A 17,124-nucleotide genomic window follows, 5' to 3' on the forward strand; every position below is an offset into this window, starting at 1 on the left:
TTTATTTTCAAATTACTTCTTCCATTAACTATGGCATTTTTCGGAAAAACCGAAATTTTCATGGTAAACAGTATGGGACTTCCATTTAACTCAGGAACTATATTTGTAGCATTATTATTTATTGCTTTCTTCTATTTCGGATTAAAATACACTAAACAAAAAGGATTCATCTTTTACAACACTATAATATTGTGTATTTTATTCATTCTTATTGGTTTCTCAACTTGGTTAATGCTTCCTGTTCGTGCAAATGCCAACACTGTTATTAATGAGAACAAACCTTCAGATGCTACTGAGGTTTTAGCTTATTACAATCGTGAGCAATATGGTGTAAATCCTTTATTTTATGGACCTCAATACACTGAACTTTTTGCAGGTCTTGATGCCAAAACACCTTATTTAGACAAAAAACCAAACTACGAAAGAGACTATAAAACAGGCAAATATATCATTACCAATAATTATAAAAATGCAGAACAAAATTCTGATGACAACCAGAAAGCTGTTCTACCTAGAATGTGGAGTACAGAAACTGCTCACATTCAAAACTATATCAATTTCACCAATCCTCCTAAATTCAGAATTGATCCAAATCATAGTTATGATGAAGATTTGGCCGAATACGGAATTGACGCAAGTCAGTTAAGTGAAGACGAATACAATAAGGCAACTGCACAATTACGCAATGAAGTTGAAAAAACAGTTTCCGAATTTAGACATGCTTATGCTCAAAAACAGATTGACAACGAAGGTTATGTAAAATTCTTAAGAAGCTATAGTAAATATTTACTAGTCGAAAAACCATCAACTGGTGACAACTTTAGTTTTATGTTTGAATATCAATTCGGCTATATGTACTGGAGATATCTAATGTGGAATTTTGTTGGACGTCAGAATGACATTCAGGGTAAATATGATAATTTGGACGGAAACTGGATCAGCGGTATCAAAGCTTTAGATTCAATTCATTTAGGATCTCAAGACAATTTACCTTCAGATGTATTAAACAACAAAGGTCGTAATGCCTATTATTTCCTTCCTTTTATATTAGGATTAATTGGTTTAATGTACCATGCCAACAAAGACTTAAAAAGTTTTTATGTTCTTTTAGCCTTATTCTTATTTACGGGAATTGCATTAAAAATATACTTGAACGAAAGACCTTTTGAACCTCGCGAAAGAGATTATGCACTTGTAGGTTCGTTTTATGTTTTTGCCATCTGGATCGGATTTGGAGTTTATTCACTCTACGAAAGTTTCCAGAAATATCTTGCTCCTAAAATTGCAGGACCAGTTATTATTGCAGGAAGCTTATTAGCTGCGCCAGTATTAATGGCCGCTCAAAACTGGGATGATCACGACAGATCTGGAAGATATACTGCTGTAGCAATGGCGAAAGCATACTTAAGCTCATGCGACAAAGATGCTATTTTGTTTACTATCGGAGATAATGATACATTTCCACTTTGGTACGCACAGGAAATTGAGCATTTTAGAACCGATGTTAAGATCGTAAATACAAGTTTATTTATGACCGATTGGTACATTGATCAAATGAAAGCCAAAGCATACGAGTCTAATCCGCTTCCGATTTCTTTTACACATGATCAATATGTTGGAGATAGATTGGATTACACTGTTTACATTCAAAAAATTGACACTCGTTGGAATATTAAAGATTTTATTGATTTTATCAAAAATCCTAAATCAACCGTTGGATTACAAAACGGACAAACAATTCACTTCTATCCAACTAATAAAATTAGAGTGAATGTTGACAAAAATGCTATCATTCAAAATAAAGTAGTTAATCCTAAATACAATGATTCTATTGTTCCTTATTTAGATATTGACATCAAAGGAAGCGCTTTATACAAAAACCGCTTAATGATGCTTGATATCTTAGCAAACAACAATTGGAAACGTCCAATTTACTTTAGCGGAGGAGCATTTGATGATGAAGACTATTTATGGTTGAAAGATTATCTTCAATTAGACGGAATGGTTTACAAATTAGTTCCTGTAAAAAATACTCCTTCTAAAGATGGAGGTCCACTAGACATGGGACAAATTGACGCAGATAAAATGTATGATATTGTAATGAAATGGGATTGGGGAAATAGCGATGGAAACATTTATCACGATCCTGAAACAAGAAGAAACAGTATTACATACCGTACTAATCTTTCAAGATTAATGAACCAACTTATTAAGGAAGGTAAAATTGATAAAGCTAAAAACATAATTAATTTAGCTATTACCAAAATGCCTTTAGACAAATTTGGATATTACTCTTTAGTTGAATCTTTTGCAGATGGTTATTACAAAGTTGGTGAAACTGCAAAAGCTCAGGATCTTCTAAACAAACTTGTTAAAAAATACAACGAGAACCTAAACTATTACAGTACGTTAACTCCTTCTGACCAAACAGATTTAGCAGTAGATATTATTACAGATATTGAACGTTACAGAAGTTTATTACACGTAATGCAGGACAACAAAGACAATGCTTTTTATAACAAACATAAAACTACATTTAACACTTATGTAAATGTTTTTGAGCGTTTTGGACGTGAAAAAGAATAGATAATATACGAAAATCTTAACAATTAAAAAAATGCAGCGCTGTTTGATAAATAGCGCTGCATTTTTTACTTTTACATACACTGCAAATTCAATTCAAGATGAGCTTTTATTGGGTAAAAACTAACGCATTTATAAAAAAGGTATTTTCTAAATATTGCTGGGATATTCCTAACAATGAAAAGAAAATATACTTGACGTTTGATGATGGCCCTACTCCCGAAATTACAGACTGGGTTTTATCAGAATTGAAAAAGTTTGATGCAAAAGCCACTTTTTTCTGTATCGGAAAAAATATAAAAGCCAATTTAGCTTTATTTGAAAAGTTAATTACAGAAGGCCATTCTATTGGAAACCACACTATGAATCACGTTAATGGATGGAAGATTCATACTAACGACTATATCGAAAATGTAAAAAACTGCGCAGAGGTTTTAGACGAACAAGAAAAAGCTCCACGTCATTTATTATTTCGACCTCCTTACGGAAAAATCAAAAAAGCACAATCTAAAATCTTAAGAAGACTAGGTTACAAAATTGTAATGTGGGATGTTTTAAGCGCCGATTTTGACCAAAGTATAACTCCTGAAAAGTGTCTCGAAAATGTTACTAAGAACGTAAAATCAGGAAGCGTAATTGTTTTTCATGACAGTATAAAAGCTTCTCCAAATTTAAGGTTTGCTTTACCAAGAACACTGCATTTTTTAAAAGAAAACGGATATCAATTTGATATTATTCACTAAATAACATCAAAAAAGGAAGTAATTTAAACGTTAAATTGCTCTTGAACAATTCCAATTATAGTATTCGCGTCAAGTTCTCCGGATTGTCTCCAGATCATTTGTCCATCTTTATAGATCATTAAAGTTGGAAGTCCTTTTATACGAAGTGCTTCTGCTAGTTCCTGATTTTTATCTACATCAATTTTAATCACTTTGGCTTTATCACCAAGCGCTGCAGCAACATCCTTAATAACAGGATGCATAGAAACTGACGATTCATTCCAATCGGTGTAAAAATCAATTAACACTGGAACTTGAGCATTTATTAGTTCTCCAAATTTTGACATAAAACCAAAAAATTAAGTTTTTTAAATCTATTAAAAGAAATAAATATAATACAAATTTAGCATTTTTAACGAATTAAGCGACATTACGGCCTTTTTTTAGTTCAATGACTGTTATTTCAGGCATAATTCCAACTCGTCCAGGATAGGCGTGAAAACCAAACCCACGGTTAACATAAACGTATCTTCCGAGGTTTTCGTACAATCCTGCCCATTGTTTATAAATATATTGCGCTAGACTCCATTTAAAGTATCCCGGAATTTCAATTCCGAATTGCATACCGTGTGTATGACCTGCAAAGGTTAAGTGGAAGTTCTTAGGGTGATCTTTAATTTCGGCATCCCAATGACTCGGATCATGACTCATTAAGACTTTAAAATCATCCTTATGAACATTTTCAGAGGCCTTATTTAAATCTCCAGCTTTCTTAAAATTTACTCCCCAGTTTTCAACACCAATCAAAGCAATTTTATCATCACCTTTTTGAATATAAGTATGCTCGTTTAACATAAGCTTAAATCCAATTTGATTGTAGAGATTTTTAATTTGATGGAAATTTTCGTCTTTTTCTTTTTCAGATGGCCATGTTACATATTCACCATAATCATGATTCCCCAAAACAGCAAACTTTCCGTATTTATAATCTTTTATACGATTAAAAGTTTCCAACCACGGATGCATTTCTTTAGCATGTGTATTTACAATATCTCCTGTAAACAAAATAATATCTGCTTCTTGCTGATTGATCAAGTCAATAGCATAATTTATCTTTTCAGGATTATCAAAACTCCCACTGTGAACATCTGAAATCTGAGTGATTTTAAAACCGTCGAAAGCATCTGGAAGATCCGGAAAAAATACAGTCTGCTTAATAACTTTAAAATTATATTTACCTTCAAAAATTCCGTAAATAATAGAAAGAAACGGAATCGCAGCCAGCCCTAAAGCAATCTGACTAACAAACTTTCGTCGATCTGGCATCATTTCCTTTCGAGGCGTATTATAAACAAAATAATTCAAAATACTGGCACCAATTCTTATAATGTCTTCACCAAACATAATTAAGGTCAAAACAATTTTAGGCACATAAACTACAAGCATCAAACCTGTGGTAAACATAAATTGTCTGGTCTGACCAACAGAACGGTCTACTTGAGAAAAAGAATATATAATGAAGATTAAAATCAGTAAACTTAAGATTTGGTAACCAATCAAAACCCAGCGTGCTTTGATTAAAGTTCGAAAAGCCTGATAAGAATAGAACTCAATAAATAATAAAAGAGCGCATAGAATTACAAAACGAAGGATCATTTGTTATAGTTTTAAACAAAAGTAACAAAGAATGAAAATGCTATTGCTTTTCATTATAAAAAATTTAACTCATAGAAAGAAAAAAAGCTGAAAGATGGCTCTTTCAGCTTTAACCTAACAACCTTTAAAACTATTTAATCTACAACTTAAAGTTGTCTTATTTTGCTTTTGGAGCTTCTGGTTTTGCAGCTTCTGCTTTTTTCTCACCTTTAGCTTTTTTGTTTGCTTTTTTATCGTGTTTTGCAGCTTTTACTTCTTTTGCCTGTGCTGGAGCTGGGGTTGTTTGAGCATTTACCATTGAGAATGTTCCTAAAACTGCTACTGCTAAAATTGCTAATTTTTTCATGACTTTAAATTTTATTGATTAATTATTTCATTATTTGTAAGTCAAAGATATAATCGTAAAATGAAGACAAAATGAAGATAAAGTCTTACAATAAATTTTAACTTTTAATTAGCTTTTTCAAACAATAATGTAAAAGTCGTCCCTGTATTTAAAACCGACTCTACTTTAATCTGAACATGATGAAAAGCAGCAATGCTCTGAGCAATCGCAAGTCCTAACCCCTGCCCTTCCTGATCTGAGCTTATACGGGCAAATCTGCTGAATATTTTTTCAAGCTGCGATTCGTCCATTCCAATTCCAGAATCTTTTACAGAAATAAAATAATGTTCTTCAACAAAACCGTCTTCTATCAAAATACTTCCATTTGATTTGTTGTACTTAATCGCATTTGTAACTAAATTATAAATAAGAATGTGAATCAAAGTTCTGTTTCCTGTAAAAACAAAATCCTCTTTTATTTTATTTATAAATTCGATTTCTCTATCATCCATTCGATCCTGAAGATCTTGTTGCAAATCTGAAACAATCTCACGAAGATTAATTTCTTCATTTGCTTCATATTGATTATTATCGATTCTTGAAATCAATAGTAAATTATTAATGATCTTTTTCAACATGTCTAATGTCTTCAACGAACCGGCTATTTTATCAATTGCGTTATCATCTAAAGATTCATTTTGCAACAAATTCTCCAATTTATTTTTAAGTAAGGCAATTGGCGTTAGAAGTTCGTGCGAAACATTTGAGATAAACTGTTTTTCTTTTTTAAAAACTTCCGCAATGCGATCCATCATTTGATTTAAAACAAAATCGAGTTCTCTAAAATCTCGTGAAGCCGCTTTTATTGGCGTATGATCGAAAGTTTCTGGCTCGTTTACACGTCTGATTTTGGTATCAATAATTTTGTAAAAAGGTTTAAGAAGATATTCTATATAAAAAGTATCTGCTAAAAAGGTGATAAAAAGAATCACAACAAAAACAATCAATATAAAGAAACGAATGACAAAAGTTAAATCACTTACTTCTGTTAGACTACTTCCTATTTCAAGTTGATAATCTACACCTTCATAAGTAAAATGATGTTGCAAGATTCGAAATTCGCTTTCTTCATCTTCAATCTTTCGATATTCATTTGTAAAAGTTGTTTTTTTCTGATGTGGTTTTATCGGAACACGCGACAAAACCAAAAACTCGCTGTGAAGTGTCGAAAATTCAGAAAAGGTTTCTGTAGAATCATCTGGATTTTCAATAAAATCATTAATCTCATCTTGATTAAGATGTTCAATAAACTTCTTCTTCTTCTCCAGAAGACTATTATTAATGTGATGATAAACAACATTTTTGACCAGAATCGGTAGCATTAGCCATAAAATCAAAATAACCAACAATCTGGTCAGTGCGTTAAAAATGGCTAATTGATGTTTTATTTTCACAAGAATAATTTATTCGTTTATACGATAACCTACGTTTCGAACCGTTTCAAACCAATCTATTGGTGCATGTTTATCCAGTTTTTTTCTGAGATTTCGAACATGTACATCAATAAAATTAGAATCGGAATTGACTTCTAAAATATCGCCCCAAATATGTTCTGTAAGCTGAAGACGCGTAATAACCCTATTCTTATTTAGAACTAAATATTGAAAAATATCAAACTCTTTTTTGGTTAGATTAATTGGATTATCATTAAAACTAACTTTATAATCCTGAAGCTGTAAAACAAAACCATTAATCGTCAGATTATTCAATGTAAAGCCGTGAATTCTTCTAATAACAGCAAATAATCTTGCACTGAGTTCTGTTAATGCAAAAGGTTTTGTCAAATAATCATCGGCTCCTAAATGCAATCCGTTAATTCTGTCATCCAGCTCACCTCTTGCCGTTAAAACAATAACTGCCATTTTTGATTTTGTTTTTCTGACAGTCTGTAAAACTTCAAAACCATCTCCGTCAGGAAGACCTAAATCCAGTAACATGGCATCATAATCATTACTGCCAAATTCCTCCAAAGCATCGGCACAAGTATGGGCAATCTTGCAGATATATCCTGCGTTGCATAAAAAATCATAAACTTCTACCGCAAGTTCCCGATTATCTTCAACAATCAAAATATTCATAAAAAATCTAGTTAAGCGTAATTAAAATTAATCATTTAAAAGAAGAAAAATCTGCATTGTAAAAACATTAACGAAAAAAGCTGATAAATTTCTTCATCAGCTTTTACCACCTGCATTCTTCATAATTATCCTTCCTGTTTTGTTTCCTTACAATCATTCGAAAACAAAACAAAAAGTATATTATTTTTTCATTTTTGCAGTTTCTGTTTTCGGAGCTTCTGTTTTTGCTTCAGTTTTTTCTGCTTTAGCTTTTTTAGAAGCTTTGTGTTTAGGATGTTTGGTTGCTTTTACTTCTTTTACAGGAGTTTCTTTTCCTGTTTTCGCAGGGAAAGCTTGAACCATTGCACTTGTTCCTAAAACTGCTACGAGTAACATTAATAAATTTCTCATGATTTCTACTATTTAAGAATTAATAACATTTTAATTTATACCTCAAAATTACCCTCAGAACATGAAGAAAAAATGAAGAAAAGCAATACTACCGATATTTTAACGAGACATTAACGTTACAAGGTTTTTCATCATATAGGAGATATAATTTCATCTAATGAAAGGAAGCAAAATCAAACACTACAAGATGTGCTTATCCTAAAATGAACTTATATCACTTATATGTCTATAAAATTAATTTTAAGAAACCAAATCGTTTTTTAAACCTCAATTGTTTATTTTTACACACTAATATTTTTTATATGTCGACTCAAAAACGCCTTTTTCTTCTAGATGCTTATGCATTAATTTTCCGTGGTTATTATGCTTTTATTAAAAACCCGAGAATCAACTCAAAAGGAATGGATACATCTGCAATTATGGGTTTTATGAACTCGCTTTTGGATGTTATTAAAAGAGAAAAACCAGATCATTTGGCTGTTGCTTTCGACAAAGAAGGAAGCCATGCAAGGACAGAAATGTATTCTGATTATAAAGCAAACCGAGACGAAACTCCAGAAGCTATTAAAATTGCTGTTCCTTATATACAGGAATTATTAAGAGCCATGCATATTCCGATTATTGAACTTGCAGGTTGTGAAGCCGACGATTTAATTGGAACAATCGCCAAACAAGCAGAAAAACAAAACTATAAAGTCTTTATGGTAACTCCTGATAAGGATTTTGCGCAATTGGTTTCTGAAAATATTTTTATGTACAAACCTGCCCGTATGGGTAACGGAATCGAAATTTGGGGAGTTCCTGAAGTTTTGGCAAAATTTGAAGTCGAAAGACCAGAACAGGTTATTGATTTTCTTGGAATGATGGGAGATGCTGTCGATAATATTCCAGGATTACCAGGTGTTGGTGAAGTTACAGCTAAAAAATTCCTTAAAGAATTTGGTTCTATGGAAAATCTTTTGGCAAATACTGATAAGCTAAAAGGTAAAATGAAAGAAAACATCGAAGCCAATAAAGATAAAGGTATTTTATCTAAAAAACTGGCAGCAATTATGTGTGATTGTGATGTTACTTTTAATGAAGAAGATTACGAACTTTCTCGTCCGGACATCGAAAAAACGGATGCTATTTTTCAGGAATTAGAATTTAGAAGAATGGCTGAACAGTTTGATAATTTATTTAAAGTTGGAGGTTCAACTGAATCTGCAAGCAATCCTGCTTCTGATGCCAAATTATATAAAAAACCACAACCGAAAAACGAAGACCAATTTGATCTTTTTGGTGGCGGAGGAACAACTCTTGACGAAAGTGCTGAAGCCGCAAGAAATTCATTTTATAATACTTTAGAAAATACCGAGCATTCTTATCAAACTATTCAAGGCGATTTAGGAATTAAATTGCTTTTACAAAATTTAGAAAAGCAGTCTTCTGTTTGTTTTGATACTGAAACAACAGGAATTGATGCACTTCATGCAGAATTGGTTGGAATGTCTTTTGCTTACGAAAAAGGAAAAGCTTTTTATGTTCCGTTTCCGGAAAGCCAGGAAGAAGCTCAAACTTTGATTAATAAATTTGTTCCGTTTTTTGAAAATGAAAACATTGAGAAAATCGGACAAAATTTAAAATACGATTTAAAAATTCTTTCTAATTACGGCGTTACTGTAAAAGGAAAACTTTTCGATACCATGATTGCACATTATCTGATTAATCCAGATATGCGTCATAATATGGATATTTTGGCTGAAACGTATTTGAAATATTCTCCAAAATCTATTGAAACTTTAATTGGCAAAAAAGGAAAAAATCAGCTTTCGATGCGTGATGTTCCTTTAGAAGATATTAAAGAATATGCTGCCGAAGATGCAGACATTACGTTACAATTAAAAGAAATTTTCACAACAGAATTAGACAAAACTGAAACTAAAAAGTTATTCGACGAAATCGAAATTCCGCTAGTAAGCGTTTTGGCTGATATGGAAACAGAAGGAATTCGTCTGGATGTAGACTTCTTAAAAGGAATGTCTTCTGAAATGGATGTTGAAATCAAATCATTAGAAGAGCAAATCTACGAAACGGCTGGTGAGAAATTCAATCTGGCTTCTCCAAAGCAATTAGGTGATATTTTATTTGAAAAACTTAAAATTGGAGGCGCCAAACAAAAGAAAACCAAAACGGGCCAATATGCAACCGGCGAAGAAGTTTTGACTTATTTGGCAAACGACAATCCAATTGTAAAACAGATTTTAGACTGGCGCCAGATGGTAAAACTACAAAGCACTTATATTTTGGCTTTACCAGAACAAGTTGACAAAAAGACTTTACGCGTTCACACCGATTATATGCAGACTGTTGCTGCAACAGGGCGTTTGAGCTCAAATAATCCGAACTTGCAGAATATTCCAATTCGTACCGAAAGAGGTCGTCAGATTCGTAAAGCTTTTGTGGCACGAGATGAAAACCACACTTTAATCTCTGCCGATTACTCGCAAATTGAATTACGAATTATCGCTGCTTTGAGTGGAGAGGAAAATATGATTAAAGCTTTCCAGGATGGCGAAGATATTCACCGTGCTACAGCTGCAAAAGTATTCAATGTCGCTTTAGAAGAAGTTTCTCGCGAACAAAGAAGTAACGCCAAAACAGTAAACTTCGGAATTATCTATGGTGTTTCTGCTTTTGGTTTAAGTAACCAGACTTCTCTTTCTAGAAGCGAAAGTGCTGCTTTGATTGATGCTTACTACAAAACATATCCACGTCTTAAATCTTATATTTCTGAGCAAGTTGATTTTGCCAGAGAAAAAGGATATGTACAAACTATTTTAGGTCGTCGTCGTTATTTAAAAGATATCAATTCTGCAAATGCTGTTGTAAGAAGTGCTGCAGAACGAAATGCTGTAAACGCGCCAATTCAGGGAAGCGCTGCCGATGTGATCAAAATTGCCATGATCAACATTCACAAAAAACTTCGTGACGAAAACTGGAAATCAAGAATGTTGCTTCAAGTACATGATGAGCTTGTGTTCGATGTTCACAATGACGAACTCGAAAAAATTCAGCCAATGATTAAACATGAAATGGAAAATGCATTTAAAATGTCTGTTCCTTTGGAAGTTGAAATTGGTTTAGGTAAAGATTGGTTAGAAGCGCATTAATAATTTTAGAATTCAGATTGTTGATTTATAAATAAAAAATCCCCCTAATCTTGTCATTTCGACGAAGGAGAAATCTCCGCAAGTAACTCCGTAAAGAAAAGCCAATCTTTGTAGAGCTTCTCGTGGAGATTTCTCCTTCGTCGAAATGACAAAAATTATGTATAAAAAAAAGGACTGTTTGAGAACAGTCCTTTTTTTTTCAATACGTTTTATTTATTTTTTTCGAGTAGATTCTCGTTCTTTTAATTTGGTTTTGATCACGATTGTTTCGTAATCAGAAGTTTCTCCTTCTGGTTCTTCCAATCTTTGGATTAATCTTTTTGCAGCCACTTCTCCAATTTCAACTCCATGCTGACTAACTGTAGTCAAACTTGGCGACAAACGTCTCGATGCCAAAATTCCGTCTGCAAAACCAATAATAGAAATATCTTCTGGTACTCTGTATCCTTTTTTCAAACTTACTCTTAAAGCTGCAACTGAATCATTTTCATCCAAAGCAAAAATTCCGTCAATTTTATGATCAAAAATTCCTTCGATTTTAGCTTTCATATCTTCCTCAGAATCGGTACGAAGAATAATTTTTTCATTAACTGGAATATTATTGTCTTTCAGAGCTTTCAAATATCCTTCTGTTCTCAGTTTTCCAACACTAATATTATCTACAGAAGAAATCAGTGCAATATTTTTACATCCTAAATCAATTAAATGCTGAGTTGAATTTAGCGCAGAATCAAAATCATCTACTACAACTTTATCACAATCTACTTCATCAGCAATACGATCGAACATTACGATTGGCGTTCCGTCATTTATGATTTCAGAGAAATGATTATAGTCCTGAAGCTTTTGAGCCTCTTGTGAAACTGACAAAATGAATCCGTCAATAGTTCCATTGCTCAGCATTTCTAGAGTATGAACTTCTTTTTCAAGAGATTCATTCGAAATACAAGTAATTACATTGTACCCTTTTTTATCAGCAACTTTCTCAATACCACTAAAAACTTTCGCAAAGAAAGAATTTAGAATATTAGGAATAATTACTCCAATCGTTTTTGTCTTACGATTCTTTAAATTCAAACCAATAACATTCGGTTTATAATTTTTGAGTTTGGCATACTCCTTAATCTTAACCTTCGTTTGTTCACTAATTTCAGGACTGTCATTCAATGCTTTAGACACAGTAGAAACAGAAACACCTAGTTCCTTGGCAATTTGTTTTAGAGTTGCTTTAGCTTTCATCCAATTGAATTTTATGTAATTAATACAAATATAGTAGAATTACCGAAAATAAAACAAAAAGAAGCTATTAGTATTTAAAAATGTAGCTCTTTTCGAAATAACAATTAAATAAATCGATTTTTTAAAACCGTCCTTACAAAAATTTCGTTAATAACTAGATACCAGAGAACTAGAAACCAATTGTTGTTAACCTATTAAAAAACTTAATTATGAAAAACGAAGTTAAAATTCATGAAGTTGATCCTTCATTGAATAGTAGAAGGAGCTTTCTTAAGCTCAGCGGATTAACCCTGGCAGCTACAGGTTTAGTCATAGCTGGTTGCAGCGATCATGACGACGATAATAATATGCCTGACACTTCTTTACCTGGAATAAGAAATGGTGTATTTGATTTGGGTTCTGGAGATTTTGGAGTATTAACTTACGCATACGCCTTGGAACAACTGGAAGCAGACTTTTATACTAAAGTAGTTAATGCAAGTAGTTTCAATACTGTTTTTAGCAGTGTTGAGCGTCAAGTTCTAACAGATTTGTACCATCACGAAGTGGTTCACAGAGACTTTTTCAAAGCTGCTTTAACTGGAGCGCTTCCTGATCCTAATTCACAATTATTACCAACATTAGCTTTTAATTATGGCTCATTAAATTTCAATAGCCGTACCGAAGTTTTAGCTACTGCAAAAGCATTAGAAGACACAGGAGTTGCTGCTTATAATGGTGCCGGAAGATTAATTAAAACTGCTGATTATCTGTTACTAGCCGGAAAAATTGTTTCTGTTGAAGCCAGACATGCTTCAGCTATAAGAAGTTTGATTAATCCGAATTCTAAAGATTTTGCGGGAGATGATATTGTAAATATGTCAACAGGTTTAGATGATGCAAAAGATCCGTCTAAAATATTGCCAATTGCTGCCAATTTTATTACCACAAAATTTACAGCTAAATACTTGCCTTAATCCTAACCGTTAAAACTTAGAAATTATGAACATTTTAAAATTTATAGAATCCTTTACTGATGATAACTTAATGAATAGTACTGGTTCTCGCAGAGACAGTTTTACACAGTTTGGGAATATCGGAAAAAATTTAGCTCTGGCGTCAATCCCTTTTGGATTATCGGCTCTTGCGAATAAAGCTTTCGCAAAAGACATTACAGCAACACCTGCTACTCCAATTGGAGCTTTGCAATTTGCTTTGACATTAGAATATCTGGAAAACGAATTTTACGCCATGGCATTAGATTCTGGAGTAATTCCAGCTTCTGAAAATGGTGGACGTGATTTAAAAGTATTCCAGCAAATTGCAGCTCACGAATCTGATCATGTCAAATTTTTAATTGCTGGATTGGGCGGTACTGCAAGTGCCAACTTTGTTCCAAAACCAACTTTTGACTTTACAGTTGGAGGTGCTTTTAATCCTTTTGGAGATTATCCAACATTTTTAGCTCTGGCTCAGGCTTTTGAAGACACAGGAGTTAGAGCTTATAAAGGACAAGCAGCAAATCTAATTACAACACCAGATTTACTAACTGCGGCTTTACAAATTCATTCTGTTGAAGCTCGTCATGCTTCTGAAGTGAGAAGATTACGAGGTTTAAAAGGATGGATTTCTAATTCAGAAAGGGGCGCTGGTATGCCGGCAGCAACACAGGCAGTCTATGATGGCGAAGGCGTAACGATGCAAGCAGGATTTAATACTGCGACTGCATTTGGTGCAGCAGCAGGCTCAGAAGCTTATGATGAGCCACTTACGACACAACAAGTTGTTGATATTGCCAATATATTTATTGTATAGTCACTTTTTTTCTAAATATTTAACCGTCTTTACTTTATTGTGAAGACGGTTTTTTTATTCCTTAATTAATCAAAAAACTGAAGCCCTGATTTTCAGCAGATAAAATATTCTTTCAGGTATTTGGTTTTAAAATAATTAATTGTACTTTTGCATCCCCTTTATTGGGGATGGAATGTTTAATTAAAATAATATTATGGACGCATTAAGCTACAAAACAGTTTCAGCTAGCAAAGCCACTGTAACTAAAGAGTGGATTGTTGTTGACGCTGAAGGTCATAACTTAGGACGTCTTGCTTCTAAAGTTGCTATGATCTTAAGAGGTAAGTACAAACCAAGTTACACACCGCACGTTGACTGTGGAGATAACGTAATTGTTATCAACTCAGAAAAAATTAACCTTACAGGTACAAAAATGAATGACAAAATTTACATGCGTCATACAGGTTACCCAGGAGGACAAAGAACTTTAACTGCTAAAGTATTGCAAGCTAAAAACCCTGCATTATTAGTAGAAAAAGCTGTAAAAGGTATGTTACCTAAAAACAAATTAGGTGCTGAACTTTTTAGAAATCTAAATGTTGTTGTAGGAGCTGAGCACAAACACGGAGCTCAAAAACCTAGAACTGTTAACCTAAATGATCTTAAGTAATGGGAGTTATTCACAAAATCGGTAGAAGAAAAACCGCTGTTGCACGTGTTTACGTTTCTGAAGGAACTGGAAACATCACTGTAAACAAAAAAGAATTCGCAACTTACTTTCCAACTGCAACTTTACAGTACAAAGTTTTACAACCGCTTTCTATGACAGAAAACGCTGGTAACTTTGACGTTAAAGTAAACGTTTACGGAGGTGGTACAACTGGTCAGGCAGAAGCTGTAAGAATGGCATTAGCACGTGTAATGTGTGAAGTTAGCGCTGAAAACAGAGGAATCCTTAAACCAGAAGGTTTATTAACAAGAGACCCAAGAATGGTTGAACGTAAGAAATTCGGTCAGAAGAAAGCTCGTAAGAGATTCCAATTCTCTAAACGTTAATATTACCTGTCTTGTTCAGATGGGACAAGACATTATCAATTATTTATTGAAATTAAAAAACACAGTTATTGTTGCTCTCCTATCGAGGTAGGATATAGTTTAGCATCTAAATGGGTTACGGCTTAACGGTCAAAAACACATTGCTAATCAACAGAACGTAAACTAGTACAAAAATGGCAAACAAAATAGAAGTAAAAGAATTACTAGAAGCAGGTGTTCACTTCGGACACATGACTAGAAAATGGGATCCAAATATGGCTCCTTACATTTATATGGAGCGTAATGGTATTCACATTATCAATCTATATAAAACTGCAGCTAAAATTGAAGAAGCTAACGAAGCTTTGAAAAAAATCGCTGCATCAGGTAGAAAAATCTTATTCGTAGCTACCAAAAAACAAGCAAAAGACATCGTTGCTGATAAAGCAAAAGCTGCAAACATGCCTTACATCACTGAAAGATGGCCAGGTGGAATGTTGACTAACTTCGTAACTATCAGAAAGGCAGTTAAAAAAATGTCTTCTATCGATAAAATGAAGAAAGATGGTACTTTCAACACTTTATCTAAAAAAGAGCGTTTACAAGTTGATCGTCTACGTGCTAAATTAGAGAAAAACTTAGGTTCAATTGCTGATATGTCTAGACTACCTGCAGCATTGTTCGTAGTAGATATCAAAGCTGAACACATCGCAATAAAAGAAGCTCAAAAATTAAACATTCCAGTTTTCGCAATGGTTGATACGAATTCTGACCCAAGAGAGGTTGATTACGTGATTCCTGCAAATGATGACGCTTCTAAATCAATTGACAAAATTTTATCTTTAGTAACTACTGCAGTAATCGAAGGTCTTTCTGACAGAGGTGCTGAAAAAGAAGTTGAAGCTACTGAAGAAGCTCCTGCTGTTGAAGCTGAAGCTGCTCCTGCAACTGAAGAATAAATCAAATTCTAAATTCCAAATTTTAAATTCCAAATTCCAAGATACAAAATTAAAAACGTTATGTTGATAATTTAATAAAATTGGAGTTTGGGATTTAGAAGATGGAATTTTTACTTTTAACATTAAAATTTAAAATATTATGGCAACAATTACTGCTGCAGACGTAAATAAATTAAGACAATCTACAGGTGCCGGAATGATGGACTGTAAAAAAGCTTTAGTTGAAGCTGAAGGAGATTTCGATAAAGCGATCCAAATCCTTAGAGAAAAAGGACAAAAAGTTGCTGCTAACCGTTCTGACCGTGAGTCTTCTGAAGGAGCTGCTGTTTCTTTTATCAATGCAGACAACACTAAAGGAGCTATCCTTACTTTAAACTGCGAAACTGACTTCGTAGGTAAAAATGAGGCTTTCGTAACTTTAGCTAAAGATTTAGTTGAAAGAGCTATCAACTTCTCTTCTAAAGAAGAATTTTTAGCTTCTGATTTCAACGGAATTACTGTTGCTGAAAAATTAATCGAGCAAACTGGAGTTATCGGTGAGAAAATCGAAATCGGTGGTTTCGAAATTTTAGAAGGTGCTTTCGTTGGATCTTACGTTCACGTTAACAAAATTGCTGCTTTAACAGCTATTTCTGCTCCAATCGCTAACGCTGAAACTTTAACAAAAGACGTTTCTATGCAAGTTGCTTCTATGGGAGCTGATACATTATCTTACAAAGATTTTGATCCTGCTTTTGTTGAGTCTGAACTTGCTGCTCGTATTGCTGTAATTGAAAAAGATAATGAAGAGGCTGCACGTTTAGGAAAAACTTTGAAAAATGTTCCTAAATACATCTCTTTCTCTCAATTAACTCCTGAAGTTATCAAACAAGCTGAAGAAGATGCTAAAGCTGAATTAAAAGCTGAAGGAAAACCAGAGCAAATCTGGGACAAAATTCTTCCAGGAAAAGTTCAACGTTTTATCTCTGATAACACTACTTTAGATCAAGAAAAAGCTTTACTTGATCAAAACTTCATCAAAGATGACAGTAAAAAAGTTGGTGATTACGTAAAAGGATTCAATGTTGAAATCACAGGTTTCAAAAGAGTTACTTTAGGTTAATATATTATTTCAATATTTAAAAAGCCCGAATAAATATTTATTCGGGCTTT

16 protein-coding genes are annotated in these 17,124 nt (G+C 33.3%); 9 read left to right on the plus strand and 7 right to left on the minus strand.

The features are described 5' to 3' along the window. Together VGE71_RS21930 and VGE71_RS21935 are read left to right on the plus strand one after the other, a co-directional pair. Nucleotides 1-2,586, plus strand: a 2,586-nt coding sequence (locus VGE71_RS21930; protein WP_331140235.1) for a hypothetical protein, incomplete at its 5' end; no start/stop codon positions are given. A 98-nt stretch (nt 2,587-2,684) separates the two neighbouring features. Further along, the gene (locus VGE71_RS21935) at nt 2,685-3,326 is read left to right on the plus strand and encodes a polysaccharide deacetylase family protein (RefSeq protein WP_331140236.1); all 642 of its coding nucleotides are present in this window, start codon (nt 2,685-2,687) and stop codon (nt 3,324-3,326) included. Between the two features lie 23 nt (nt 3,327-3,349). On the opposite strand, the gene VGE71_RS21940 is transcribed toward VGE71_RS21935, so the two are convergent. From VGE71_RS21940 to VGE71_RS21965, 6 genes are all read right to left on the minus strand, one after another. Continuing rightward, nucleotides 3,350-3,652: a thioredoxin family protein gene (locus VGE71_RS21940; protein ID WP_109191779.1), complete on the minus strand. Its 303-nt coding sequence runs from the start codon at nt 3,650-3,652 to the stop codon at nt 3,350-3,352. Between the two features lie 73 nt (nt 3,653-3,725). Beyond that, the gene (locus VGE71_RS21945; protein ID WP_331140237.1) at nt 3,726-4,961 is read right to left on the minus strand and encodes a metallophosphoesterase; all 1,236 of its coding nucleotides are present in this window, start codon (nt 4,959-4,961) and stop codon (nt 3,726-3,728) included. Nucleotides 4,962-5,118: 157 nt separating this feature from the next. Then, entirely contained in the window at nt 5,119-5,307 is a 189-nt protein-coding gene (locus VGE71_RS21950; protein WP_331140238.1) for a hypothetical protein, read from the minus strand. 104 nt (nt 5,308-5,411) lie between these two features. Continuing rightward, nucleotides 5,412-6,740 carry a HAMP domain-containing sensor histidine kinase gene (locus tag VGE71_RS21955; protein ID WP_331140239.1) on the minus strand — a complete coding sequence of 443 codons (1,329 nt, stop codon included), beginning with the start codon at nt 6,738-6,740 and terminating at the stop codon, nt 5,412-5,414. A gap of 9 nt (nt 6,741-6,749) precedes the next feature. Next, nucleotides 6,750-7,424 carry a response regulator transcription factor gene (locus VGE71_RS21960; protein ID WP_331140240.1) on the minus strand — a complete coding sequence of 225 codons (675 nt, stop codon included), beginning with the start codon at nt 7,422-7,424 and terminating at the stop codon, nt 6,750-6,752. A gap of 180 nt (nt 7,425-7,604) precedes the next feature. Next, complete coding sequence (locus tag VGE71_RS21965; protein ID WP_331140241.1) at nt 7,605-7,814, minus strand: hypothetical protein; 210 nt, start codon at nt 7,812-7,814, stop codon at nt 7,605-7,607. A 302-nt stretch (nt 7,815-8,116) separates the two neighbouring features. Between VGE71_RS21965 and polA the strand changes: the two genes are divergently transcribed. Beyond that, entirely contained in the window at nt 8,117-10,966 is a 2,850-nt protein-coding gene (polA, locus tag VGE71_RS21970) for a DNA polymerase I (RefSeq protein WP_331140242.1), read from the plus strand. A gap of 213 nt (nt 10,967-11,179) precedes the next feature. Here polA and VGE71_RS21975 read toward each other — a convergent pair whose 3' ends face one another. Next, nucleotides 11,180-12,205: a LacI family DNA-binding transcriptional regulator gene (locus tag VGE71_RS21975; RefSeq protein WP_331140243.1), complete on the minus strand. Its 1,026-nt coding sequence runs from the start codon at nt 12,203-12,205 to the stop codon at nt 11,180-11,182. A gap of 209 nt (nt 12,206-12,414) precedes the next feature. On the opposite strand from VGE71_RS21975, the gene VGE71_RS21980 reads away from it, so the two are divergent. The 6 genes from VGE71_RS21980 (at nt 12,415) to tsf (ending at nt 17,074) form a co-directional block, all read left to right on the plus strand. Next, nucleotides 12,415-13,161: a ferritin-like domain-containing protein gene (locus VGE71_RS21980; protein ID WP_331140244.1), complete on the plus strand. Its 747-nt coding sequence runs from the start codon at nt 12,415-12,417 to the stop codon at nt 13,159-13,161. Between the two features lie 25 nt (nt 13,162-13,186). Continuing rightward, a complete protein-coding gene (locus VGE71_RS21985) occupies nt 13,187-13,999 on the plus strand; it encodes a ferritin-like domain-containing protein (protein WP_331140245.1) in 813 nt (270 codons plus the stop codon). A gap of 193 nt (nt 14,000-14,192) precedes the next feature. Beyond that, nucleotides 14,193-14,648 carry a 50S ribosomal protein L13 gene (rplM, locus tag VGE71_RS21990; protein WP_026728617.1) on the plus strand — a complete coding sequence of 152 codons (456 nt, stop codon included), beginning with the start codon at nt 14,193-14,195 and terminating at the stop codon, nt 14,646-14,648. Next, entirely contained in the window at nt 14,648-15,034 is a 387-nt protein-coding gene (gene rpsI / locus VGE71_RS21995) for a 30S ribosomal protein S9 (protein WP_331140246.1), read from the plus strand. The genes rplM and rpsI overlap by 1 nt, the downstream gene beginning before the upstream one ends. A gap of 173 nt (nt 15,035-15,207) precedes the next feature. Further along, nucleotides 15,208-15,972: a 30S ribosomal protein S2 gene (gene rpsB, locus VGE71_RS22000; RefSeq protein WP_331140247.1), complete on the plus strand. Its 765-nt coding sequence runs from the start codon at nt 15,208-15,210 to the stop codon at nt 15,970-15,972. Between the two features lie 139 nt (nt 15,973-16,111). Then, nucleotides 16,112-17,074 carry a translation elongation factor Ts gene (gene tsf / locus VGE71_RS22005; RefSeq protein ID WP_109191768.1) on the plus strand — a complete coding sequence of 321 codons (963 nt, stop codon included), beginning with the start codon at nt 16,112-16,114 and terminating at the stop codon, nt 17,072-17,074. Nucleotides 17,075-17,124 lie beyond the last annotated feature (50 nt).

It is taken from the genome of Flavobacterium sp. (assembly GCF_036405015.1).
Classification (GTDB): Bacteria; Bacteroidota; Bacteroidia; order Flavobacteriales; family Flavobacteriaceae; genus Flavobacterium.

What these genes read in the sequence shown, in the direction of transcription:
- VGE71_RS21935 (WP_331140236.1), top strand. Translation starts at nt 2,685, where the DNA reads ATGAGCTTTTATTGGGTAAAAACTAACGCATTTATAAAAAAGGTATTT.
- VGE71_RS21940 (WP_109191779.1), bottom strand. Translation starts at nt 3,652, where the DNA reads ATGTCAAAATTTGGAGAACTAATAAATGCTCAAGTTCCAGTGTTAATT.
- VGE71_RS21945 (WP_331140237.1), bottom strand. Translation starts at nt 4,961, where the DNA reads ATGATCCTTCGTTTTGTAATTCTATGCGCTCTTTTATTATTTATTGAG.
- VGE71_RS21950 (WP_331140238.1), bottom strand. Translation starts at nt 5,307, where the DNA reads ATGAAAAAATTAGCAATTTTAGCAGTAGCAGTTTTAGGAACATTCTCA.
- VGE71_RS21960 (WP_331140240.1), bottom strand. Translation starts at nt 7,424, where the DNA reads ATGAATATTTTGATTGTTGAAGATAATCGGGAACTTGCGGTAGAAGTT.
- VGE71_RS21965 (WP_331140241.1), bottom strand. Translation starts at nt 7,814, where the DNA reads ATGAGAAATTTATTAATGTTACTCGTAGCAGTTTTAGGAACAAGTGCA.
- polA (WP_331140242.1), top strand. Translation starts at nt 8,117, where the DNA reads ATGTCGACTCAAAAACGCCTTTTTCTTCTAGATGCTTATGCATTAATT.
- VGE71_RS21975 (WP_331140243.1), bottom strand. Translation starts at nt 12,205, where the DNA reads ATGAAAGCTAAAGCAACTCTAAAACAAATTGCCAAGGAACTAGGTGTT.
- VGE71_RS21980 (WP_331140244.1), top strand. Translation starts at nt 12,415, where the DNA reads ATGAAAAACGAAGTTAAAATTCATGAAGTTGATCCTTCATTGAATAGT.
- VGE71_RS21985 (WP_331140245.1), top strand. Translation starts at nt 13,187, where the DNA reads ATGAACATTTTAAAATTTATAGAATCCTTTACTGATGATAACTTAATG.
- rplM (WP_026728617.1), top strand. Translation starts at nt 14,193, where the DNA reads ATGGACGCATTAAGCTACAAAACAGTTTCAGCTAGCAAAGCCACTGTA.
- rpsI (WP_331140246.1), top strand. Translation starts at nt 14,648, where the DNA reads ATGGGAGTTATTCACAAAATCGGTAGAAGAAAAACCGCTGTTGCACGT.
- rpsB (WP_331140247.1), top strand. Translation starts at nt 15,208, where the DNA reads ATGGCAAACAAAATAGAAGTAAAAGAATTACTAGAAGCAGGTGTTCAC.
- tsf (WP_109191768.1), top strand. Translation starts at nt 16,112, where the DNA reads ATGGCAACAATTACTGCTGCAGACGTAAATAAATTAAGACAATCTACA.